A 23,083-nucleotide genomic window follows, 5' to 3' on the forward strand; every position below is an offset into this window, starting at 1 on the left:
CCGGCGGCGTCAGGGCACTGCGGTCGAATACAGCCAGGTGTCCCACAAGTCCCGTAGCGACTCGGTGGCGTAGTTGGCGGCCAGGCCGGTGAAGTCGTCGGTGATGACCGTGCCGTGCCGGTACCGCGTCGTCCAATCCCTGAGCAGGGCGAAGAATTTCGCGTCACCCAACCGCCCGCGCAGGCTGTGCAGGGCCAACGCGCCGCGCTTGTAGACGCGATCGTCGAACATCAGTTGGGGCCCGGGATCGGTCAGTAGCAGGTCTTGCGGTTTCCCCCGCAGCTCCTGGTGGTGATAGCGGGCCAGCTCATCGGCGCTGGGCCCGCCGCTGTGCTCCGACCAGAGCCACTCGGCGTAGCAGGCGAATCCCTCGTGCAGCCAGATGTCGCACCATCGCCGCGCCGTCACCGAGTTACCGAACCACTGGTGCGCCAGTTCGTGCGCGATGAGCCGTTCGCTGGAACGGGTGCCATCGCAGTGATTGGCGCCGAAGATCGAGATGCCTTGCGCCTCCAGCGGTATCTCCAGAGCATCGTCGGTGACCACGACCGTGTATCCGTTCGCCAGCGGATACGGGCCGAACAGATCGATGAACAACTGCATCATCGCCGGCTGCCCGGCGAAGTCGTGGTCGAACTCGGAGCGCAGCCGTTCGGGCAGCGCCGCCCTGATCGGCACCGGGGACCTGGACATCCGGGCCATGACGTAGACGCCGACCTGGAGGGTGATCAGGTAGGTCGAGGTGGGTTCGGGCTGCTCGTAGGTCCACACGGTCTGTGACGCCCGTACCCGCTGCCCGACGAGCTTACCGTTGGCAATCGCCCGGTAGGAGCTCTCGGTGCTGATCTGGATGCGAAACGCCGCTTTCGCGCTGGGATGGTCGTTACACGGAAACCACGAGGCCGCGCCGTTGGGTTGGCCGGCCACCAGCGCCCCTTCGGTCAGTTCCTCGAATCCGACTTCACCCCAGAGCGTTTGCAGGGGCCGCGGCGCTCCGCTGTAACGCACGAGAACCGAAAACGCCACTCCGGTAGCCAGCTTCGAGGTCAACCCGATGCGCAACTTGCCGTTGCGGCTGGCAAAGCGCGCGACGCGCTTGCCGTTGACCAACACCTTCGACACCGACAGCGCATCGGATAGATCGAGGGTGAATTCCTGCAACTCGGTCAGGGTCACCGCGGTGATCGTCGCCGTTCCCGCCAGTCGGTTGATCGCAACCTTGTATTCCAGGTCCAGCTCGTAGCGTGAAACCCGGTAGCCGAAGTTGCCGTTCTGGGGCAGGTATGGATCGATGATTTTGATAGCTTTCTTCGGCATCTTGGCGGATGCTTTCACGCGGCAGTGTCCTTTGCGCCGCCTTCGGATTGTTTTGTGCCGCTGGACTTCTTGCGGCGAGTCTGCCACGGCCTGATCGGATTGCCCTGCCAGCGCGTCGACCCGGGTACCTCGTCGCCGCGGACAACAAGTGAGGCCGGACCGACCGTCGCGCCCGAGCCCAACCGAGCCGCGGGCAACGCCACACAATGCGGGCCGAGGGTCGCGCCGGGTTCCAGAACGACGCTGTCCATCCGCATGATTCGGTCGTGGAAGAGATGGGTCTGCACCACGCAGCCGCGGTTGACGGTGGATCCCGCGCCGAGGGTCACCAGGTCCGCCTCCGGCAGCCAGTAACTTTCACACCACACCCCGCGGCCGATGTGGGCCCCCAGGCCACGCAGCCACATGTTCAGCACGGGTGTGCCGCCGGCCGCGCGGGCGAACCACGGAGCCGCGACGGTTTCGACGAACGTATCGGCCAGCTCGTTGCGCCACACGAACGACGACCACAGGGGATATTCGCTGGCCTTGATCCGGCCGACAACCAGCCATTTCACCACGACCGAGATCACCCCGGCGACGGCACCGGCGGCCAGCAGAACCAATCCGCCCAGCAGCGCGGCCCACCAAATCCCTGACGGCCCGAACGCCAACACCACCGCCTGCAGACCGCCCAGCACGGCCAGGCCGATCGCGACGGTCACCATCATGGGGAGCAGCCGGCATGTCTCCACCGCGGCCCGCATCAGCTTCAACCGCAGGGGCGGTTCAAAGGTGGTCGCGGCATCGGCTTCGGCGGGCTTGCGCCGCAACCTCATTGGCGGGCTGCCCAACCAGGAGGAGCCGCGTTTGGCCTTGGGCGGCGTAGCCGACAGCACCGCCACCAGCCCGTCGTCGGGGACGCGCCGGCCCGGTTGGGTGATGCCCGAATTGCCCAAGAACGCCCGCCGGCCCACCGTCGTCGGCGCGGCATATTTCCAGCCGCCGCCCAGTTCGTATGCGGCGACCATGGTGTCGTCGGCCAGGAACGCGCCATCCTCGATCACGGTGAACTTGGGGATCACCAGGGCGGTGGAGATCTCGGTGCCGCGGCCCACCTTGGCGCCCAGTATCCGCAACCAGATCGGCGTCAGCAGGCTGGCATACAGCGGGAACAGATAGTTGCGGGCAGCGTCCATCAGCCGCTCGGTCGTCCACAGTTGCCAGCCCGTCCGGCTGCGTACCGGGTGGTAGCCCGCGCGCAGCCCGATCGACATCGCGCGCACCGCCAGCACCGTCACCAGCACGTAGACGGCGGTGGCGGCCAGCGTCGCGGCCGGGGTCCACAACAGCGCCGGCAGCACCGCTTGGGACAGGCTGCGGGTGTGCCGGACCGCCGCCGCGATCACCGCAAGGCCGGTGACCGCGGCCAGCAGCGGCAGACCGGCAAGTAGCAGCGAGGTCAACCCGTACACGGCCACCCACTGCCCTCGGCGCGACGGTCGCTGGTCCGGCCACGGGTGATTGACCCGGCCCGATTTGGCCGCGGGTGACCCCTTCCAGTACTGGCCGTTCTTGATCTTGTCGATCACCCCGGAGCCGGGTGCCACATCGACGTTCTTGCCGACCACCGCGCCGGGCAACAGCGTGGTTCGCGACCCGATCGTTGCGTCGTTGCCGATCGTGATGGCGCCGACGTGAAACAGGTCGCCGTCGATCCAGTGTCCGCACAGGTCCACCTCGGGCTCGATCGCGCTGCGGTGCCCCACCGTCAGTAGTCCGGTGACCGGCGGCATCGCCTGCAGGTCGACGCCCTTGCCGATGTCGGCGCCCAGCGCGCGGGCGTAGTAGACTAGCCACGGGACCCCGGCCATGTTTTCGGCCCCGCTGGCCTCGGCCAGCCGCTCGGCGAACCACACCCGAAGGTGTACCGATCCGCCGCGGGGATAGCTGCCCGGTGTCACCTCGCGCAGCAGGATGCGTGCACACAGCACCGCGATGCCCATCCGGCCCAACGGTGTCACGAACGCGACGAACGCCACGACGATCAGCCACCAGTTCACCGACACGGTCCACGGCACCAGGTGCAAGTCATGGGCGATGTTGTTGCCCACCGCCAGCCAGGTCACCCACGGCAACGCCGCCAAGGTGGTCAGCGGTATCGCCGCGGCCGTCTGGATCAGTTGGGTCAGCCGGGGGGTGGGGCCAACGACACGTTCGTCAACCTGCGGCGGCGGCCCGAGCTCATCGAGGAACCCGGCCAGCGATCCGAGCCGGGGATGGTCATACAGATCGGCGACGGTGACCTGCGGATACTGGTGGCGCAGCATGGCGACCAGCTGCGCGGCCGCCAGCGAGCCGCCGCCGAGTGCAAAGAAGTCGGCCTCCGGGCCGGAGATGGCGGCGCCGAGCAGGTCACGCCACATTCCGGCCAGCCAACCCGTCGTGCCGGCCAGATCGGGTGTCTCTTCGGTGTCGCTGCTGCCGGGCGGCGGCCAGGGCAGCGCATCGCGGTCGACTTTGCCCGACGTGCGGGTGGGCAGCTCGTCGATTTGCACCAGGCGCGGTACCAGCGCGGCGGGCAGATGTTCGGCGAGTTGACGGCGCGCCGCGGCGATGTCGAACGCGGGATCGGCGCTGACCACGTAACCGACCAGCACCGGCGTGCCGGTGGCGGTGCGGCGTACGGCGGCCGCGCCGCCGCTGACTCCGGCCAGGTGGACCAACGCCGAGTCGACCTCACCCAACTCGATGCGCCGGCCACCCAGGGCTCCGGCGTTGTTGATTAGCAGGCTTGTGAGCTGGGGAATTGTGGATTGAGGAGGTCTAGGCGGCGGTTGGCGGTCAAAGCGGTGATCCGGCAGGCTTCGGCGATGTTGTCGGCGCCGTTGAGGCGGTGCAGATTGATCGCGGTGTTGCGTAGCGTTGCTAGGACCTGTGCGCCGTTTCCGGTATGTGCCCTTTGACGGTCTTCGTCGAAGGTGACGTCGCGTATCCAGTGCAGGCTGTTCTCGATTCCCCAGTGTTGACGCATCCAGGTCATGATCGCGGTAGGGCGGGCGTGCTCGAACGGCAGGCTGCAGATGGCATAGACCACCTCCACGCTGCGCTGGTCGGTGGCGGTGATCAAGCGTTCACGAGTGATCCGGATGATTTGTTTTGCGTAGGGGAAGCCGATTCCTCGTGCAGCGGTGATGATTTGCAGGGTGCGGGTCTCGACACGGCCGTGGCCGCGGGAGTCGTCGGTAGCGGCTGCGGGCACCTCGGCCCAGGGCAGCGCGGTGATACGCGCAAGTATTTTGGCTTGGTTGGACTTGACGATCATCAGGTAGTGCGACTTCAAGGTGGCGCAGATCAACTTCGCGGTGACGACCTGGGTATGCATCGCATCCACGGTGACCAGCCACCGCAAGCTACCCGGCAGCAGCGTGAGCAGGGCACGTACACAGGGAATTTCATTGCTTTTCTCGGCGACAGCGAGTTGACCGAGCACCAATCGGGCACGGTGGGCGAACACCGACACGAGATGCGTGGCTGTCGCTTTGGCGCGTAAAGCACCACGCAGCATCTTGCCGTCCAACGCGATCGGCACCAATCCACTGGGGTCGCTGCTGGCCACGTGTGCAGTGAAGTAACTGCCCATCCTGGCGTTGAGGTCGGCGGGGTCTAGCCGAGACAAAACAGCGCGGAAGGTCTTCTCACTGGGCCGCCGGAACCGGACCCCTAATTGGGCCAACACATCATCGGGAGCGGTGGCCGCCCATGTGGCAAAACCAGCATAGCCGCGCATCCCCGCGGCAGTGGCCAGAACCGCGATCGCCAACAAAGCCATCAGCGAATACCTCCGACCGCGTGGGTCCCTCGGGTCTGGCACCGAGGCCAACACATCGAGAAACTCCGATCCGATGAGCCCGCTGCGCTCACCAGGACTCCAGCGGTCGAACACCTCTGGAACCGACGACACAGGCAATACTGAAACGGTAGGCACGGGCAACTCCAGACCAACGACGAACAGTAACCAACTCGATCGTTCTCCAGATAGCCCGTGCCTACACTCCGGCCCCAATAGCGCGGCACCAAAGATCATCAACCCAGCTCACAAGCCTGCTAATCAACAACGCCGGAGCCCTGGCCGGCCACCCACTTTGACCTGGTCGTCGCCCCGCCCACAGAAGTAGAGCCCGTCACGTTCGAGGCGCACCAGGTCGCCGCTGCGGTAGGCGCGCGTCCAATCCAGGGACGGCATCGAGGCGTACTTTTCGGCGTCTTTGTCGCTGTCGAGGTAGCGGGCCAACCCCACCCCACCGATCACCAGCTCGCCGACCTCGCCGTAGCCGACCGGCTGACCGTTGGCGTCGACGACGGCCAGGTCCCACCCCGGCAACGGCAGCCCGATGCTGATCGGCCCGGTGCCGTCGAGCCGGGCGGCGCACGCGACCACGGTGGCTTCGGTCGGGCCGTAGGTGTTCCACAGTTCCCGGCCATCCACCGCGAGCCGCTCGGCCAATTCCGGAGGGCACGCCTCGCCGCCAAAGATCAACAGCCGCACCGCTTCGAGTGCCTCCGCCGGCCACAGCGCGGCCAACGACGGCACGGTCGAAACCACGGTCACGTCGCGGGTCACCAGCCAGGGCCCCAGGTCCATCCCGCTGCGCACCAGCGATCGCGGCGCGGGGACCAGACAGGCGCCGTGGCGCCAGGCCAGCCACATCTCCTCACACGATGCGTCGAAGGCGACCGACAAACCGGCCAGCACCCGGTCGCCGGGGCCAATCGGGTTATCTTGCAGGAACATCTGGGCTTCGGCATCGACGAACGCGGCGGCATTGCGGTGGGTGACGGCAACGCCTTTGGGGGTACCGGTGGATCCGGAGGTGAAGATGATCCACGCATCGTCTCGAACCAGCGGCGCCCCGGCGCGCCAGCCGCGCGATGCCCCGAGTGTTCGCTCGATGCCGCCCTCGGTGATCACCGCGACCACGTTGGCTTCCCCGAAGACCAGCTCGGCGCGCTCGTCGGGATCATCGGCGTCGACGGGCACGTAGGCCGCGCCGGCGGCAAGTATCGCCAGGATCGCGGTGTACAGCCCATAGCTTCCGGATGGCATCCGGATGCCGATCCGATCGCCCCGGCCCACGCCCCTGGCGGCGAGCCAGGCCACGCTGGCCTCCATGTCTTCGACCAGCTCGCTGTAGGTGAGCTGAACTGTTCCATCGTCGATCGCCGCGGCGTCCGGGTACCGCGCGGCCGTCTCGTAGATGATGTCGATCAGGGTGCGCGGGTTGGGTGCGGCGCTCGACAACAGATAGTGCGCGGGGATCTCGGGCGTCACCACCATAGGAACCCTACTCAACTGTGGCGAGATTGCCGCTCGAGCGCCACGGTGATGCGCCGCCGGGCCGGGCACAATGCAGTGGCGAGGGGGCGGTACACGAGTCGATAGCTGATAGGGGCCTGGAAATGAGCCAGCCGGCATCGCATGGCTTCGGCCAAGACCACGTTCTCCGGGTGGCGATTCTCGACGACTACGCGCGCGTGGCCACCGACCTCGCCGACTGGTCACCGGTGCGGGGCAGGGCCACCCTCACCGTTTTCGACCGCCATCTTGGCCAGGCCGAGGCCGCCGAGGCGCTGGCGGACTTCGACGCGGTGTGCACCATGCGCGAGCGGATGGCCTTTCCGCGCTCGCTGCTCGAGCGGTTGCAGCGCCTGAAGCTGATCACCATCGTCGGCATGAACCTGCCCAACCTGGACCTGGCCGCGGCCACCGAGCGCGGGGTGCTGGTCGCAAATTCGAACTTCGCCCATCCCCGATTCAGGGCCGCGCGCGACGCCACCGCTGAGTTTGCCTGGGGGCTGCTGATCGCGACGGTGCGCAACCTGGCCGAAGAGCATCGTCAGCTGCGTGCGGGTGGCTGGCAGACCACCACGGGCATGACGCTGTCCGGCAAGACGCTCGGACTGCTCGGTCTCGGCCGGGTCGGCAAGCGGATGACCGAATACGCGAAGGCGTTCGGGATGGACGTCATCGCGTGGAGTCAGAATCTCACCGAGGAGGCCGCCGCGGCCCACGGCGTGCGCCGGGTGGACAAGCCGGTGCTTTTCGCCCAATCCGATATGGTGTCCATCCATGTGGTGCTTTCGGAGCGCACCAGGGCCTTGGTCGGCACGGGCGAGCTGGCGGCGATGAAGCCCGGCGCCTACCTGATCAACACGTCCCGGGGCCCGATCGTCGACGAGGGCGCGCTGATCGGTGCGCTCGAGGCCGGGCGAATCGCCGGAGCCGGACTCGATGTCTATGACGTGGAGCCGCTTCCGGTCGATCACCGGTTGCGATCGCTGCCGAACGTGACCCTGTCGCCCCACCTCGGGTATGTCACCCGCGAAATGCTGAGTGCCTGCTACGCCGACACCGTGGAAGCGGTGGTCGCCTGGCTGGACGGCGCCCCCATCCGGATCGCCAACCCGCAAGCGGTTCGGCGGCCACCGTCATGACCGGCAGGCCAGTGCGTCCGCGCGCACCGGGCGGCTATCGGAAGCAGCCGGTTCCGCCGTCGACGTGAATCGTCTGCGCGGTGATGAAGGAGGCATTGCTGCTCAGCAGAAACGCCACCAGCGCCCCCACGTCGGTGCGAACATCGCCGATGCGCCGCATCGGAACCCGACGCAGTGCCTTGGCGTAGTCATCGGGGGCGAACTGCTTCCAGAGCTTGACCCCATCCGACTCGGCGAACGGGCAGATGACATTGACGCGGATGTTGTCGCGCCCCCACTCCAGCGCGGCGACTTTCGACAATCCGCGGATCGCCTCCTTGGCCGCGGCATAGCCACCCCACTTGGCTTCGCCGCCGGCGCCGGTTCCTGAGCCCAGGTTCACGATCGAGCCCCCGCCAGCCTCGACCATCACCGGGTACACCGCTTGCATCAGCAGAAACGTCGCCCGCGGGCCGACGTCGTGGTCCAGGGCCAGATCCTCGGTGGTGATCTCGACGAATGGTTTGGGCTCGTTGGTCGCGATGGCGTTGTTGACCAGGCCGTGTACCGTGCCGAAGGCGTCGACCGCGGCCGCGACGATCCGCTGCGCGCTGTCGGGATCGCGCAGGTCGGCGACCAGCATTTTGGCGCGACCCGTCGAATCGAGTTCGGCGGTGGTGGCGGCCAGGGCCTGGTCGAGGATGTCGACCAGCAGCACCGCGGCGCCACGTTCGAGGAGCGCGGCCGCGACGCCCTTGCCGACCCCGCGGGCGGCGCCGGTGACGATCGCGACGTGCCCCCGTAGTGATTCCGGATGCGAGTAGCTCACCGCTCGAGACCTCGACTGGCTCGTGCCGGCCGGCCGGCGAACAGCGGCAGATCCAAGTAGGTCGCGATGCCGGGATCGGCGGCGCAGACAACGGGGATGGCGTTGACGCAGTGATTGGCGGTCGCGACGACGCCGGGGTTTCGTTGCAGCCCTTCGGTAATCGATGTTGGCTGCAGGCTTTTGAACACCAGACTCACGCTCGGGTCGCTGGTGATCTCGATCTCGAAACGTTCGCCGCGCTCCCCGAACGACCAGTCCGGGTCCATGTCGGCCTGCCCCATCAGCCAGTTGACCGCGGCGGTGATCACCGGCTTTCCGTCGGCGAGTGCCTGCCAGCGGAACTTGCGGCCGGCGACGGTGTCCGCGGCGATGGGCAGCACATCGGAGGCGATGTCGGAGGTCGCCACGGCGATCTCGTGTGTCGCTCTGATCGTTGGGTCGATGTGAAATCCCATGTGGTCGGCGATCATTCGTACCGACATCTTGAATCCGGATTCGAGCAGCGCCGCCATCGGTCCCTGCATGGCTTGGGCAGGGGGCACGCCGAATCCCATGATGTCGCGCACCACATCGGGCGCGTTGTAGGTGCGGATGTCGGAGAACTCCTCGGCGCGGACATGGGTGATCGCGGACGAGAGCGAGGAGACCATCAGCGGAAATCGTTCGGTGATGCCGCCAGGGTGGATGCCTGACCCGTGCAGTGTCACCCCGCCGGCAACCGCCGCATCGGCGACCGCTTTGACGCGCGGTTTGCTGAGGTCGGGATAAACCCAGCCAACCGGGGTGACCACGTTCTTGCCCGAGCGCAGAATCGCTTTGACGTCTTGCTCATCGGCGACCAGCGGGCTGTACATGACGCAGTCGGCGTCCAGCGCCAGCAACTCGTCGACGTCGTTGGTGGCGGTAACGCCAAACCGGGCCGCGCCGATGATCGTTCCGACGTCGAGGCCGTGTTTGGCGGCGCTGTGCACCCAGCAACCGGCCAGCTCGAGCTGCGGGTGATTGAGTATGCACTCGATGGCGGCCTTACCAACGCCCCCGGTCGCCCATTGGATGACTCGAAGCTTGGCGGGACCACTCATCGGCGACCTCCCAAACGCACGGTATGTCGATATGGCAGGCACTGTCAACGACGGCGGCGGGAGGCGCGCAGCGGGTGCATCGGCGGCAGGGGAAGGGGCCCGGGCGCTCCGTGACGCGGGGTTGAAAACCACCACCGACCTGCTGTGACCTAGTCGGTACCCGGTGTCCTTGATGGTCAAAAAGTTGTCGCTTGCTGTCAAGACTGAGGGCCGTGTCCTGCCGCAAAGTGTTCTTGGTGGTTCAACCACCGCCCTGCGGACAATGCGGTCCGTGGGGCCAGCCAACCCGAACAGGACACGCGAAAATGAACTCCAGCAGCATCGAACACGTCGACGTGTTGATCGTCGGTGCCGGGATCTCGGGCATCGGCGCGGCTTACTACCTGCAGGAACATCAGCCGGCAAAGACGTTTGCAATCGTCGAGGCGCGCAACGACATCGGCGGAACCTGGGACTTGTTCCGGTACCCCGGGATTCGTTCGGACTCCGATCTGCACACGTTCAGCTACGAGTTCAAGGCCTGGGAAAACGAGAAGGCGATCGCCAGTGCCGGCGCCATCATGTCCTACCTTCGGGAGACGGTCGCAGAGAATAGCCTCGCACGGGCGATCCGCTTCGGGCACAAGGTGATAGAGGCCGCCTGGTCTACCCGGGATGCGCGCTGGCGGGTCACGATCGAGCGCCTCTGCTCCGGCGAACGCGTGACCATGAGCTGCGAATGGTTCTTCTGCGCCAGCGGCTATTACCGGTACGACGAGGGCTACACACCGGAGTTCCCCGGCCGCGAGCGCTTTGCCGGCCAGGTGGTGCACCCGCAACAGTGGCCCGAAAACCTGGACTACCGGGGCAAGCGGGTGCTGATCATCGGTAGCGGCGCGACGGCGGTCACCTTGGTGCCGGCGATGGCCGAGACCGCCGGCCACGTGACGATGCTGCAGCGGTCGCCGACCTACATCATTCCGGTGCCGTCCAAGGACCGCATCGCCAACACGTTGCCCAAGCTGGTCGGCCGGAAGCGGGCCTACGCCCTCACCCGCAAGAAGAATGTCGCCAAGCAACGACTCGTGTGGCACTTCTGCCAGCGCTACCCCGGGGCGGCGCGGCGAGTCATCCGCCATCTCAACGCCCGGCTGCTGCCAACCGGGTATCCGGTAGACGAGCATTTCCGGCCCGACTACAACCCCTGGGATCAACGGCTGTGCGCCGTGCCGGACGCCGACATGTTCCAGGCCATTCGCGACGGGCGGGCCTCGGTGGTCATCGACCAGATCGAGACGTTCACCGAGCGCGGGATCCGGCTGCAGTCCGGGCGTGAATTGGAAGCCGACATCATCGTCACCGCCACCGGCCTGAACCTGCTCGCCTTCGGCAGCATCGGCCTGTCGGTCGACGGTGAACCCGTCGATGTCTCCCAGAAGGTGGCCTTCAAGGGTTTCCTGCTCAGCGACGTCCCCAACTTCGCCTACGGCTTCGGCTACACCAACTCGTCATGGACGCTCAAGGTCGGGCTGGTGTGCGAGCACTTCTGCCGACTGCTGGCCCACATGGATGCCAACGGTCACAACATATGTCGCCCGCACGCGCCCGCGTCGATGCCGACCAGGCCGCTGCTGGAGATCACCGCCGGATACGTCAAGCGTGCCGCCGCCGCGTTCCCCCACCAGGGCACCGAAGGCCCATGGCGGACCTGCATGGACTACCGCGCAGACCGCGCGACGCTGCGCGAAGGTCCGGTCGACGATGACCACCTGCAATTCAGTGCGTCGGCCGCCGCCGACACACCCCCGCTGGCCTTGACGGGCTCACTGCCCGCAGACGGGCCGAGCCACCACGAGGAGTAACAAGACGATGGAACTGATGTCACCGGTTGACGCGCTGTTCTTGTCAGCAGAGTCGCGCGAGCATCCGCTGCATGTCGGTGCGCTGCAACTGTTCGAACCTCCCGAGGGGGCGGGACGGGCATTCGTGCATGAGACTCACCAGGCGATGCTCGACTGCCGCGAGGTGGCCCCGCTGTTCCGCAAGCGCCCCGCATCGTTTCAGGGCGTGCTCACCAATCTGGGCTGGTCGGTCGGCGATGACATCGACTTCGGCTTTCACGTGCGGCGTTCGGCCCTGCCGGCTCCGGGGCGGGTGCGTGAGCTGCTGGAACTGACCTCGAGGCTGCATGCCCACCTGCTCGATCGTCATCGTCCGTTGTGGGAGACACACGTCATCGAAGGCCTCAACGACGGGCGCTTTGCGATCTACTCGAAGATGCACCACGCGCTGATCGACGGCGCCTCCGGACTCGCGCTGATGCGCCGGTCGCTTCCGGCCGATCCCGCTGACACCAACTTCCGCGCTACCTGGTCGCCGGCGCCGGAGCGGCCGCGCGGGGTTCAGACCCGGCCCGGCCCGCTGCGCCAACTCGGCGGGATGCTCGGATCGGTTGCGGGGCTGGCTCCCTCGTCACTGCGCCTGGCGCGGTCCGCGCTATTGGAACAGCAGCTGACGTTGCCGTTCGCAACGCCGCGCACCATGTTCAATGTCGCCATCGGCGGAGCGCGGCGCTGCGCCGCGCAGTCATGGGACATCGACCGCGTCGAGACGGTCAAAAACGCTGCGGGAGTGAGCCTCAACGACGTCGTGCTGGCGATGTGCGCGGGTGCGCTGCGCTGCTACCTGGAAGACAACGACGCGTTGCCCGACGCACCGCTGGTGGCGATGGTTCCGGTCAGCCTGCGCACCGAGCGTGATTCGGTCGGGGGCAACATGGTCGGTGCGGTGTTGTGCAACTTGGCGACACATCTTGACGATCCGGCGCAGCGCTTGGCCGTCATCCACGCCTCGATGCGCGACAACAAGAAGGTGCTGGCACAACTGCCCCGGGCGCAGGCGTTGGCCCTGTCGCTGCTGCTGCTGAGCCCCGCTGCGCTCAATACGCTTCCGGGTCTGTCGACGGTGACACCGCCGCCGTTCAACGTCTGCATTTCCAACGTCCCCGGCGTCCGGGAGCCTCGATACTTCAACGGTGCCCGACTGGTCGGCAACTATCCGCTGTCGCTGCCAATCAACGGACAAGCGCTCAACATCACGTTGACCAGTACCGCCGACCGGCTGGACTTCGGGCTGGTCGGTTGCCGCAGCAGCGTGCCGCATCTGCAGCGGATGCTCGGACATCTGGAGACCTCGCTTAAGGAGCTGGTGCGTGCGGTCGGGTTGTGACGTAACTCGAGCGCCGATGTCTACCGCTGGCTGGGAACCGTCCGCACTCGCGGCGGTCCGGTAGTCGGTGATGCCGGAAGAGTCGTTGTCGCTATCTCCGTCGCGGGGTAGCCCGCACGCGGGTCTTGGCGCGATAGGCGGCCGGCCCGATTCCGAACCAGCGTTTGCACGAGCGGGTCAGCACGCTTTGCTCGGCGTAGCCGAGTTCGCGCGCCAGATGCGACAGACTCATGGCGGTGGTCCGCAGGTATCGATCGGCGGTCTCCTTGCGCACCTCGTCGATGAGTGCGGCGAAGGTGGTGGATTCGTCGGCAAGCCTGCGCTGCAGGGTCTTGGAATGCAGGTGGAATTGCGCGGCGACCACCTCGAGTGTCGCCGCCCCGGTGGGCAGCAGCTGGCGGGCCATGGTGCGCACCGATTCGACGATCCCGGCGCCCAGCGGGGTGATGCTGCTCAGGTAGTCGACCACCGCGCGGTGCGCCAGTTCGTCGCGGTGCAGCGGACGGACCAGGTCGGTGCTGCGCACCGTGAATCCGCTGCGGCGCTCCGCGAAGTGGGGCGTGCACTCGAAATACCGCACATAGGTGGTCGGAGGGGTCAACGGGTCGTGCGGCAGATGCACCGCCAGCGGGGCGTAGTCGGCACCCATCAGCAAACGGAACACCCCCAACGAGACGCCCAGTGCCAGCTCCAACGTGTGCGGGCAGGGGATCGGATCGTCGGGCACAATCTCGATGGCGACGAAGGAGCGCTGCGTATGGGCCAGCGGCGTGATCTCGATGTGGATGGCCGGACTGTAGGCGGCCATGAAGGTGTGAAAGATCAACAGGGCATCCGCCACCGTCGCGGCGGTGCGCGCAGCCACCCCCACCGGTCCGAGAATCTCGATGCCCTGCCGCTGCGCCAGCTGCCGCCCGAAGTCGTGCGTGCCCGTGGCGGCCGCGGCTGTCTCGATCGCTCGGCTGACCGCGCGCACCGGTATGAACGCGTCGTAGTTGCCGACGTCTTGCTCGCGGACACCGGCCGCGCGCAGCAGCGCCGCCGGGTCTCCGCCCAATTCGGAAACCAGGTTCGGGTAGTTCGTGAGCCCGGTCCCGCGCACCACGGACATGCACTCGACACTCTGCACAAGCTCGCGTCGTGTCAAGGACCAGAGTCGGCGTGGCCGGTGGTCGGCTGGATATCTACAGGTCAAAGTGTGAATGACGGCACAAGGGCCGATCCGCAACGTAGGCTTTCAGCCGGTACTGGGAACGTGGCGGCTGGGCGCCTAATCTCGAATGGGTGCGAGCCGACAGAGCTTGACTCAGTTGTTTGGCCCCGGCACCGCTATCTGACTTTCGGATCTGACTTGGGAGAGGTTGCTGAGCATGCGTGAATGGGATGTTCCCGCGGATTTCACCGTTACAGCAGAGGACAACGTCGCCAGCTGCGTGTACACGCATGAGCGAGACGACCCAGATCATGTGATCTTTCAGCGGCTTGTCGACGGCACCTGGACGGACGTGACCTGCGCCCAGGCCGCCCAGCAGATCCGGGCCGCCGCACTGGGTTTGATCGCCGAGGGGGTCAATGCCGGCGATCGGGTGGCCATCTTGTCGGCCACTCGCTACGAGTGGGTGATCCTCGACTACGCGATCCTCTCGGTCGGGGCGGTGACCGTGCCGATCTACGACACGTCTTCGGCTGAGCAAGTGCGCTGGGTCCTGGAGGATTCGGGGGCGGTATTGGCGGTCGCCGAGACCGATGCCCATGTCCAGCTGATCAAGCAACTCAGCGATGAGTTGCCCAGCTTGCGCAAGATCTTGCACCTCGACTCCGATGGGCCCGCGGCGCTCGACGAGCTCGCCGAAGCAGGGAAATCGGTAGCCCGCGACCAACTCGACGACCGGCTGGCAGCGCTGCGGTCCTCCGACCCGGCGACACTGATCTATACCTCGGGCACCACCGGGCGCCCGAAGGGCTGTCAGCTGACCCACTCCAATCTGCTCTACGAAGCGCGCGGCGCGGCGTCATGCTTTCCGACGCTGTTGCGCAAGGGCGAGCGACTGCTGGTATTTCTGCCGCTGGCCCATGTGCTGGCCCGGTCGCTGTCGATGTCTGCGTTCGCCAACAAAGTCACCATCGGCTACACCGGCGACATCAAGAACCTGGTGGCGACGCTGGGCGTCTTTAAGCCGACGGTCGTGGTATCGGTGCCCCGGGTATTCGAAAAGGTCTACAACACAGCCGAGTTGAAGGCTCGCGACAGCGGCCGCGGCATGATCTTCGATCTCGCCGTCGCAACCGCGATCGCCTGGAGTAAGGCGCTGGACACCGGCGGCGCAGGCCTGTTGCTGCGGGCCCGGCATGCACTGTTCGATCGGCTGGTGTACGAGAAGCTGCGCTCGGCGCTGGGCGGCGATTGTCACGCCGCCGTCTCCGGGGGAGCGCCGCTGGACACCCGGTTGTGTCACTTCTACCGCGGCATCGGGCTGACGATCTACGAGGGCTACGGACTGACCGAAACCAGCGCTGCCATCACCGCCAACCGGATCGGTCAAGAGCGAGTGGGCACGGTCGGAAACCTGTTGCCCGGCAACAGCATGGCGATCGCCGAGGACGGCGAGGTGCTGGTCCGCGGCGGGGTGGTGTTCACCGGCTATTGGCACAACGAGAAGGCCACCGCCGAGGCGATCGTCGATGGGTGGTTCCACACCGGTGACCTGGGGTCGGTCGACGACGCCGGATTCTTGTCGATCGTCGGTCGCAAGAAGGAGATCATCGTGACCGCCGGCGGCAAGAACGTGGCACCGGCGGTCCTCGAAGACCAGCTGCGGGCGCACCCGCTGATCAGCCAGGCGATGGTGGTCGGGGACAACCGGCCCTTCGTCGGCGCGCTGATCGCCATCGATCCGGAAGGCTTCGAGGTCTGGAAGCAGCACCACAGCAAGGCCGCCGCCGCCTCGGTTGCGGACGTCATCGATGACCCCGACCTCACCGCCGAGATCGATCAGGCCGTCAAACAGGCTAATCAGGTGGTCTCCCAAGCGGAATCAATCCGCAAGTTCTGCATCCTGCCGGTGGACTTCACCGTCCTCACCGGTGAGCTGACCCCCACGCTGAAGGTGAAGCGCAACGTGGTCGCCGAACGATTCGCCGGCGAGATCGATTCGCTCTCCCGCAAGCAGTGACCGCGGCGCGAGGCCGTCAAAGTTTGTAGCCGATGGCGCGAAGCAGTTCGCGCCGCTCGGTCACATCCACGTCGGTCTCCACGCCCAGCGGCGTCTGGCCGTCGATCACCGCGGCGATGCCGCGACCCCGGGGAGTCGCCGCGACCACGATTTCCACGGGATTGGCGGTGGCGCAGAAGATCGTGCAGACCTCGGGCACCGCCTTGACCGGGTTGAGAATGTTCACCGGGAAGCCCTCGCGCAGGAAGATCACAAAGCTGTGGCCGGCCGCGATGGCCAGGGCGGTGTCGGTGGCAAGGTCGACCAACTCGGCGTCGTTGCCGGTGCGGCGGACCAAGCGTGGGCCCGACGCCTCGCAAAAGGCCAGCCCGAACCGCAGCGACGGGCTGACCCCGACCAGGGCTTCATGCAGATCGTCGACCGTCTTGATGAAGTGCGCCTGGCCGATGACGACGTTGACATCCTCGGGCTTGTCAACCGAAACCACATCCCAGGACACCGTCGTCGTGGAAACCTTTCCCGTCACGGTTCCATGCTGCCATCAATTCCGGCGATTCGGCCCGCGGGTGATCAGCCCAGCACGGGAAATCGGCGCTGCTCGCCCAGCCGATCGAGGGCCGACTGCATCACCGAGCGCACGTGGGCGTCGACCTGCGCGACGTCGGGGTCGGTGCCGAACTGGGCGGCAATGTCGATCGGCTCCAGTACCTGATAGACGATTTTGGCCGGCAGCGGAAAATTGGCGGGAAAGAACATCGTCAGGCCGAACGGTAAGCCGATAGTGATGGGAAGAATCTCTATCCGGATTCGTTTGAGCCCCAACCGCTTTGCCAGCCAGTTGCCGTGACTGACAAATAGTTGAGTTTCCTGGCCGCCGATCGACACCGCCGGCACAATCGGCACGCCGGCCCGCATTGCGGCCCGGACGTAGCCCGTACGGCCACCGAAATCGATGACGTTCTGCGCCAGTGTCGGCCGGAACGCGTCGTAATCCCCGCCGGGAAAGACCAGCACCACCCCACCCGAACGCAACGCCGCCGTGGCGTTGTCCGGACTGGCATGAATGACGCCGAGGCGGCCCAGCGAGGCGCGAAACGGGGTGATGAACACGCCATAGTGGGCCAGCGTGTACAGCGGGCGCTGGTAGCCGAACTTGCCGTACAGGGCGGGGGCCAGCACGTTCCAATCGGGCGTTAACACCCCACCGGAATGGTTGGACACCACCAGCACGCCGCCGGTCGGCGGGAACGACTCCAAACCGCGCACCTCCGACCGAAACCACCGCTTGATGACGGGAGTGACCGCCCCGATCACCGTCGAGGTGAAGCCGCGATCCCACTTGGCGATCTCGGGGCCGTCGATTTCGTTGCGGTTCATGAGCTCCCGTCACGGCGAGGGTGTCGGCAATTTGATTATGCCTGGCAAAAGCGTGCCGTAACCGAGGACTAATGGCGTTCGATTGCGGGTCGAAAGGCCCATCCAAAAAGGCCCGTCAATCGATAACGTCGGTTCAGCGGTGGTGCCCCGGGGGGTCGCTTTAATAGGTGGCCAGGAGTGCGGCGATGAGCGTATTGATGACCGGTTTCCCCGGCTTTCTCGGCAGTGCCTTATTGCCCGGCATCCTCAGGCGCACCGACAGTTCGGCAATTTGTTTAGTCCAGCCCAAATTCGCCACCCAAGCCGGTGTGCGGGTGGCCGAGTTGAGCGCCGCCGAACCGGAGCTCGAGGGCCGTATCCGACTGGTTCAGGGAGATATCACCCGGCCCGGACTGGGCCTGGCGCAAGCCGATCTCAGCGATGTCACCGAGGCGTGGCACCTGGCGGCCGCTTATGACCTGGCGGTGGCACGCGACGTAGCGGTTCGAATCAACGTCGACGGCACCCGCAACGTCCTTGACGCGCTGGCACAGTGCCCCAACTTGACCCGTCTGCACTACTTCAGCACCTGTTACGTCAGCGGCCGTTACGCCGGTCCGTTCGGTGAGGATGACCTGGAAGTCGGCGCCCCGTTCAACAACTACTACGAGGAAACCAAGCATCTGGCCGAGGCCGACGTGCGGTCCCGGATGGCTGCGGGCATGCCGGCCACGATCTATCGCCCGTCGATCGTCGTCGGTGACAGCGCTACCGGCGAGACCCAAAAGTTCGACGGGCCATACTTTGTCATGCAATGGCTGTTGCGCCAGCCGCACCGGGCGATCCTGCCGGTCGCCGGTGACCCCACCATGACGCGAGTCAATGTGGTCCCGCGCGACTTCGTCATCGACGCGGTGGGTTACCTCAGCGGACTGTCGCAATCGCAGGGCCGCACCTATCACCTGGCCGATCCGCGGCCACTGACGGTGGACGAGATGACCGACGTCCTGGCCCGGGCCACCGGCCGGGACGTCACCAAGGTGCCGCTGCCGCGCAAGCTGGCCAAAGCCTCGCTGGCGCGACTCCCGGGGTTGTACCGTCTGATGCGGATCCCTCCCGAAGCCGTCGACTACTTCTCCCATCCCACCTTCTATCTGACCGACCACTGCCGTGCCGACCTTGCCGGCGGCCCGGTGGTCGGGCCACCGCCGTTCACCGCTTACGTCGATCGGCTCGTGGAGTTCATGCGCAACCACCCGGAGGTTGGCTCCGCGGCGATGTTCTGAATCGGCCGGATGCGGGCCCGCCCGGATGCGGGCTCACAATGCCGCACCAGGCGGGTGTCTAATAAGTGGATGGAATTGATGATGCCCACCGACTCGATGTTCCTGTTCGTTGAATCACGGGAGCATCCCATGCACGTGGGTGGCCTGTCGTTGTTTGAGCCCCCGGAGGGCGCCGGCCCGGATTTCGTCCGTAATTTCTACGAGGCGCTGGTGGCCAACGACGAATTCCAGCCCACATTCCGCAAGCACCCCGCGACGATCGGCGGCGGTATCGCGCGGGTGGCGTGGCCCTACGACGACGACCTGGATGTCGACTACCACGTTCGGCGGTCGGCTCTGCCCTCTCCGGGCCGGGTCCGCGACCTGCTCGAGCTGACCTCCAGGCTGCACACCAGTCTGCTCGACCGCCATCGCCCGCTGTGGGAACTGCACGTGGTCGAGGGATTGAGCGACGGCCGCTTCGCCATGTACGCCAAGATGCACCACGCGCTGATCGACGGCGTCTCGGCGGCGAAGCTGATGCAGCGCACCATGTCAGCCGACTCGTCCGACACCGAGGTGCGGGCGATGTGGAATCTGCCCCGGCCGCCGCGACCCGAGTCCAACGGCGGCGGCTCATCGCTGGTGGGTTCGCTGGTCAAGATGGCGGGATCGGTCGCCGGACTGGCGCCTTCGACGCTGAAACTGGCGCGCGCGGCGTTGTTCGAACAGCAGCTGACCCTGCCGTTCGCGGCGCCACACACCATGTTCAACGTCAAGGTCGGGGGAGCGCGCCGGTGCGCGGCGCAATCCTGGTCGCTGGAGCGCATCAGGGCCGTCAAGGAGGCCGCCGGCGTCACCGTCAACGATGCGGTCTTGGCGATGTGTGCCGGTGCGCTGCGGTACTACCTGATCGAACAGGACGCGCTGCCGGATACACCGCTGATCGCCATGGTCCCGGTGAGCCTGCGCTCCAAGGAACAGGCCGACAGCGGCGGCAACATGGTGGGCAGCGTCTTGTGCAACCTCGGCACCAATGTCGAGGATCCGGCGCAGCGAATCGAAATCATCTCAGCGCCTCCATGCGGGCGAACAAGAAGGTGCTCGCCGATCTGCCGCGCCTGCAGGTGCTGGCGTTGTCGGGGCTGAACATGGCACCGCTGACCCTGGCCGGCGTACCGGGATTCCTGTCGACGGTGCCGCCACCATTCAACATCGTCATTTCCAACGTGCCCGGCGGGGCGCAGCCGCTGTATTACGGGGGCGCCCGGCTGGACGGCAGCTACCCGCTGTCCAACATCCCTGATGGCCAGGCGCTGAACATCACCTTGGTCAACAACGCCGACCGGCTGGACTTCGGACTGGTCGGTTGCCGCCGCAGTGTGCCGAGCCTGCAGCGGCTGCTGGGGCACCTGGAAACGTCGCTGAAGGATCTCGAGCAGGCCGTCGGGGTCTAGCGAGTCGATGCCCAAGCTCAGCGCGGGTGTGCTGGTGTATCGCGCCGCGGCTGGCGTCCTCGAGCTGCTCATCGTCCATCCCGGAGGTCCGTTCTGGGCGCGCAAAGACGACGGCGCCTGGTCCATTCCCAAGGGCGAGTACACCCAAGACGAAGATCCCTGGGTGGCGGCCCGGCGCGAGTTCGCCGAGGAGATCGGTTTGCCGGTGCCGGACGGAGCGCGAATCGACCTGGGTTCAGTCAAGCAAGCCGGCGGCAAAGTGGTGACCGCGTTCGCGGTGCGCGGTGACCTCGACGTCACCGAGGCGCACAGCAACACCTTCGAGCTGGAGTGGCCGAAGGGGTCGGGCAGGGTGCGCGAATTCCCCGAGGTCGACCGGGTCGGCTGGTTTCCGGTCGCGACCGCGCGGGGCAAATTACTCAAGGGACAGCGCGATTTCCTGGACCGGCTGATGGCCGACCCGTCGGTTGCGGGGCAGGGCGAGGGGTAGTGAGCGCGGCGTGGCTGGCTCAGCCCGGCACCCCGCCGGCCCCCAGGCGGGTTCGCCGGCGCCGAAGGACCACGAGTAGGACCACCGCCGCCGCCATCACCGCCACCACGAACCCCGCGAACAGGATCACCACCAGGGGATGGCGACGTTGTCGTAGACGACGATCACCGGTCGGTAGGCGTCGTCGTTGGGCGCATCGGCAAAGGTGAAGTCCGAGGAGATTCGGGACGTCTCGTACACGTCCACCTGGGTCTTGGTCAGGTATGACCCGTGGTTGCCGACCAGTTCGCGCAGCAGCGGGTCGTGCACGTGGTTGGCGATGTTGCCGGCGAATTGGACCTCGGTGGCCTGGATGGCGGTGTCGGCGTCGGTGCGCACCTGCCGGCGATCGGTCATCGTGAAGACGACGACATGCTGTGGGTCCAATGCGGCGGCCGACAGCCGCATCGGATAGACCAACTGCGATGAACGAAAGGTCATGCGTACCGGATTGAGCCCACCAACGATCGGAACCGTGCTCGTCAGGCGCATCGCGACGAAAGCCCAGCCTTCTCGCACGTAGGGATCCAGTGCGGCCGCCACCGCCGGACGAAGCGCGTAGCCGTTGTCGGCCAGCCAGGCTTGCAGGCCGGGCAGGTCACCGCCGGCCAGGGTGGTGGCTTCTAGGGGGCCGAGGTGCACTTGATTGATCACTTCGGGGGAATGGGCGGCGCGCACCCCCTCATCCGGTCCGCCCGCCCTGAAGCCCAGATCCAGATTCCAGCGGCGCTGGTGGCGGATCTCTGGCGTGGTCAACGCGTCGAGTTCGAGAAAGGCGGCCTTGTCGCCCGGGGCGACGGTGGCCGGCATGGGGGTGGGCACGACCAGGGCGAGGTTGTCAGTCGTGGCGTCCACCGCCAATTGGATCACGATGGTTTCGGTCGTCCCATCCCAATGCACCAGCGCCACCTCATGATTCATGGTGGCCTGGGCGTCGCCCGGGGCGATCGCGGTACCGCACGCGCATGCGTAGCCCGGCGCGGCCAGCACCGTGGCGGCCAGTGCTACCGCAGCGGTTACACAAACCAGGAAAACGGCAACAAGCCCCGACCGGCACACGCGAAGCACCGTCATCTCGCAGATGCTACGCGGCCCGGTGACGGCCGCTACCCACTTTGACCACACGTTTTTCATGCGCAGGCACAATGTCAGCATGACCACACGGCCCATCGAGGCCATCGAGTTCACCGAGCAAGTCGAACCACAGGCATTTCTGTTCCAATTGCTGGACCCGGCGATCCGGGCCGACCCGTATCCGCTGTGCGCTCGGCTGCGTGAACATGGGCCACTGCATCTGCCCGAGGCCAACTTCGTCTTGTTCTCCAGCTTTGGGGACTGTGACGAGGTGCTGCGACACCCGTCCTCCTGCAGCGACCAGACCAAGTCGACGGTGGCCCAGCGGCGGGTGGAGGAGGAACCGGCCCTGGGCCGCGACTTCCCGCCCGGCTTCTTGTTTCTCGATCCCCCCGATCACACCCGGCTGCGCAAACTGGTCAGCAAGGCGTTCGCCCCCAAAGTGGTCAACGCGTTGCGACCTGAGATCAGCTCCCTGGTGGATGGATTGCTGGACCGGATCGCCGAGCAGGGCCGATTCGACGTGGTTTCAGACTTCGCCTACCCGCTGCCGGTGGCGGTGATTTGCCGGCTGCTCGGGGTGCCGCTGGAGGATGAGCCGCAGTTCAGCCAGGCCTCGGCGCTGCTGGCGCAGGCGCTGGACCCGTTCTTCGCCTTCACCGGCCAGAACGCGGAAAACCTCAATGACTCGCTGGAAGCGGGGCAGTGGCTGCGCGGATACCTGCGTGATCTGATCGCGCTGCGCCGGTCGCAACCCGGCGAAGACTTGATGTCGGGGTTGGTCGCCGTCGAAGAGTCCGGTGATCAGCTCACCGAGGACGAGATCGTCTCCACCTGCGTGCTGTTGCTGGTTGCCGGACACGAGACCACGGTGAACCTGATCGGCAACGCGATCCTGGCCATGCTGCGCGACCGTCGGCAGTGGGCACAGCTGGGCGCCGATCGCGACCGGGCCGCCGCGGTGGTGGAGGAAACCATGCGCTATGACCCGCCGGTGCAATTGATCGGCCGAATTGCCGGGGCGGACATGGTAATTGGGGACGTCGAAGTGACCAAGGGGGATGTGATGATGATGCTGGTGGCGGCCGCGCATCGCGATCCCGCCGAGTTCGACCGGCCCGAAGAATTCGACCCGGATCGGGGTTCTTTGCGGCACTTAGGATTTGGTCGCGGTGCGCACTACTGCCTTGGTGCTCCGCTAGCGAGGCTGGAAGCCGCGGTGGCGCTGTCGGCAATCGCGGCGCGCTTCCCACAGGCACGGCTGGACGGCGAGCCGCAATACAAGACGAACGTCACCTTGCGTGGGCTCGAGTCGATGACGGTGGCGCTTTCCTAATCGGC

Annotated in this window: 14 protein-coding genes and 4 pseudogenes; 8 read left to right on the forward strand and 10 right to left on the reverse strand. The window is 66.3% G+C overall.

Annotated features, from left to right (window positions below; genetic code table 11):
- Positions 1-9 precede the first annotated feature (9 nt).
- The 4 genes and pseudogenes from SHTP_RS25310 to SHTP_RS25325 all read right to left on the reverse strand — a co-directional run.
- Complete coding sequence (locus tag SHTP_RS25310) at positions 10-1,317, reverse strand: M1 family metallopeptidase (protein WP_420866638.1); 1,308 nt, start codon at positions 1,315-1,317, stop codon at positions 10-12.
- A 14-nt stretch (positions 1,318-1,331) separates the two neighbouring features.
- A pseudogene (locus SHTP_RS25315) lies at positions 1,332-4,064 on the reverse strand (Pls/PosA family non-ribosomal peptide synthetase); the annotation flags it as partial.
- A gap of 17 nt (positions 4,065-4,081) precedes the next feature.
- Positions 4,082-5,284, reverse strand: a complete 1,203-nt coding sequence (locus SHTP_RS25320) for an ISAs1-like element IS2404/ISMul1 family transposase (protein ID WP_420872940.1) — start codon at positions 5,282-5,284, stop codon at positions 4,082-4,084.
- 144 nt (positions 5,285-5,428) lie between these two features.
- Positions 5,429-6,634, reverse strand: a pseudogene (locus tag SHTP_RS25325) (AMP-binding protein); the annotation flags it as partial.
- Positions 6,635-6,756: 122 nt separating this feature from the next.
- On the opposite strand from SHTP_RS25325, the gene SHTP_RS25330 reads away from it, so the two are divergent.
- A complete protein-coding gene (locus tag SHTP_RS25330) occupies positions 6,757-7,791 on the forward strand; it encodes a D-2-hydroxyacid dehydrogenase family protein (RefSeq protein ID WP_096372143.1) in 1,035 nt (344 codons plus the stop codon).
- A gap of 34 nt (positions 7,792-7,825) precedes the next feature.
- On the opposite strand, the gene SHTP_RS25335 is transcribed toward SHTP_RS25330, so the two are convergent.
- A complete protein-coding gene (locus SHTP_RS25335) occupies positions 7,826-8,599 on the reverse strand; it encodes an SDR family NAD(P)-dependent oxidoreductase (RefSeq protein ID WP_096372144.1) in 774 nt (257 codons plus the stop codon).
- A complete protein-coding gene (locus tag SHTP_RS25340; RefSeq protein ID WP_096372145.1) occupies positions 8,596-9,681 on the reverse strand; it encodes an NAD(P)H-dependent amine dehydrogenase family protein in 1,086 nt (361 codons plus the stop codon). The genes SHTP_RS25335 and SHTP_RS25340 overlap by 4 nt, the downstream gene beginning before the upstream one ends.
- Positions 9,682-9,986: 305 nt before the next feature.
- On the opposite strand from SHTP_RS25340, the gene SHTP_RS25345 reads away from it, so the two are divergent.
- Together SHTP_RS25345 and SHTP_RS25350 are read left to right on the forward strand one after the other, a co-directional pair.
- Positions 9,987-11,522 (forward strand): flavin-containing monooxygenase, encoded by a 1,536-nt coding sequence (locus SHTP_RS25345; protein ID WP_096372146.1) that lies wholly within the window; start codon positions 9,987-9,989, stop codon positions 11,520-11,522.
- 16 nt (positions 11,523-11,538) lie between these two features.
- Positions 11,539-12,888: a WS/DGAT/MGAT family O-acyltransferase gene (locus tag SHTP_RS25350; protein WP_096372662.1), complete on the forward strand. Its 1,350-nt coding sequence runs from the start codon at positions 11,539-11,541 to the stop codon at positions 12,886-12,888.
- A 91-nt stretch (positions 12,889-12,979) separates the two neighbouring features.
- Here the strand turns inward: SHTP_RS25350 and SHTP_RS25355 are convergent, their stop codons facing one another.
- Complete coding sequence (locus SHTP_RS25355; RefSeq protein WP_096372147.1) at positions 12,980-13,999, reverse strand: AraC family transcriptional regulator; 1,020 nt, start codon at positions 13,997-13,999, stop codon at positions 12,980-12,982.
- Between the two features lie 259 nt (positions 14,000-14,258).
- Between SHTP_RS25355 and SHTP_RS25360 the strand changes: the two genes are divergently transcribed.
- Positions 14,259-16,061 (forward strand): AMP-dependent synthetase/ligase, encoded by a 1,803-nt coding sequence (locus SHTP_RS25360; RefSeq protein WP_096372148.1) that lies wholly within the window; start codon positions 14,259-14,261, stop codon positions 16,059-16,061.
- 16 nt (positions 16,062-16,077) lie between these two features.
- Here the strand turns inward: SHTP_RS25360 and SHTP_RS25365 are convergent, their stop codons facing one another.
- Together SHTP_RS25365 and SHTP_RS25370 are read right to left on the reverse strand one after the other, a co-directional pair.
- Positions 16,078-16,587, reverse strand: a complete 510-nt coding sequence (locus SHTP_RS25365) for an adenosine-specific kinase (protein WP_012396782.1) — start codon at positions 16,585-16,587, stop codon at positions 16,078-16,080.
- A gap of 44 nt (positions 16,588-16,631) precedes the next feature.
- Positions 16,632-17,438: a lysophospholipid acyltransferase family protein gene (locus tag SHTP_RS25370; protein ID WP_096372149.1), complete on the reverse strand. Its 807-nt coding sequence runs from the start codon at positions 17,436-17,438 to the stop codon at positions 16,632-16,634.
- 185 nt (positions 17,439-17,623) lie between these two features.
- Here SHTP_RS25370 and SHTP_RS25375 point away from each other — a divergent pair, with 185 nt between their 5' ends.
- From SHTP_RS25375 to SHTP_RS25385, 3 genes and pseudogenes are all read left to right on the forward strand, one after another.
- On the forward strand, positions 17,624-18,703 hold the full coding sequence (locus SHTP_RS25375; RefSeq protein WP_096372150.1) for an SDR family oxidoreductase: 1,080 nt from the start codon (positions 17,624-17,626) through the stop codon (positions 18,701-18,703).
- A gap of 69 nt (positions 18,704-18,772) precedes the next feature.
- Positions 18,773-20,139, forward strand: a pseudogene (locus SHTP_RS25380) (WS/DGAT/MGAT family O-acyltransferase).
- 7 nt (positions 20,140-20,146) lie between these two features.
- On the forward strand, positions 20,147-20,629 hold the full coding sequence (locus SHTP_RS25385) for an NUDIX hydrolase (RefSeq protein WP_096372151.1): 483 nt from the start codon (positions 20,147-20,149) through the stop codon (positions 20,627-20,629).
- A 19-nt stretch (positions 20,630-20,648) separates the two neighbouring features.
- Here SHTP_RS25385 and SHTP_RS25390 read toward each other — a convergent pair.
- Positions 20,649-21,742: pseudogene (locus SHTP_RS25390) on the reverse strand (DUF2330 domain-containing protein).
- Positions 21,743-21,821: 79 nt separating this feature from the next.
- Here SHTP_RS25390 and SHTP_RS25395 point away from each other — a divergent pair.
- The gene (locus tag SHTP_RS25395; RefSeq protein ID WP_096372152.1) at positions 21,822-23,078 is read left to right on the forward strand and encodes a cytochrome P450; all 1,257 of its coding nucleotides are present in this window, start codon (positions 21,822-21,824) and stop codon (positions 23,076-23,078) included.
- The last annotated feature ends 5 nt before the right edge of the window (positions 23,079-23,083 follow it).

The organism is Mycobacterium ulcerans subsp. shinshuense (assembly GCF_002355775.1).
In the GTDB taxonomy this organism is placed as follows: Bacteria; Actinomycetota; Actinomycetes; order Mycobacteriales; family Mycobacteriaceae; genus Mycobacterium; species Mycobacterium marinum.

Coding starts and splice junctions, on each gene's coding strand:
- SHTP_RS25310 (WP_420866638.1), bottom strand. CDS start 1,317: ATGCCGAAGAAAGCTATCAAAATCATCGATCCATACCTGCCCCAGAAC.
- SHTP_RS25330 (WP_096372143.1), top strand. CDS start 6,757: ATGAGCCAGCCGGCATCGCATGGCTTCGGCCAAGACCACGTTCTCCGG.
- SHTP_RS25340 (WP_096372145.1), bottom strand. CDS start 9,681: ATGAGTGGTCCCGCCAAGCTTCGAGTCATCCAATGGGCGACCGGGGGC.
- SHTP_RS25345 (WP_096372146.1), top strand. CDS start 9,987: ATGAACTCCAGCAGCATCGAACACGTCGACGTGTTGATCGTCGGTGCC.
- SHTP_RS25350 (WP_096372662.1), top strand. CDS start 11,539: ATGTCACCGGTTGACGCGCTGTTCTTGTCAGCAGAGTCGCGCGAGCAT.
- SHTP_RS25355 (WP_096372147.1), bottom strand. CDS start 13,999: ATGTCCGTGGTGCGCGGGACCGGGCTCACGAACTACCCGAACCTGGTT.
- SHTP_RS25360 (WP_096372148.1), top strand. CDS start 14,259: ATGCGTGAATGGGATGTTCCCGCGGATTTCACCGTTACAGCAGAGGAC.
- SHTP_RS25370 (WP_096372149.1), bottom strand. CDS start 17,438: ATGAACCGCAACGAAATCGACGGCCCCGAGATCGCCAAGTGGGATCGC.
- SHTP_RS25375 (WP_096372150.1), top strand. CDS start 17,624: ATGAGCGTATTGATGACCGGTTTCCCCGGCTTTCTCGGCAGTGCCTTA.
- SHTP_RS25385 (WP_096372151.1), top strand. CDS start 20,147: ATGCCCAAGCTCAGCGCGGGTGTGCTGGTGTATCGCGCCGCGGCTGGC.
- SHTP_RS25395 (WP_096372152.1), top strand. CDS start 21,822: ATGACCACACGGCCCATCGAGGCCATCGAGTTCACCGAGCAAGTCGAA.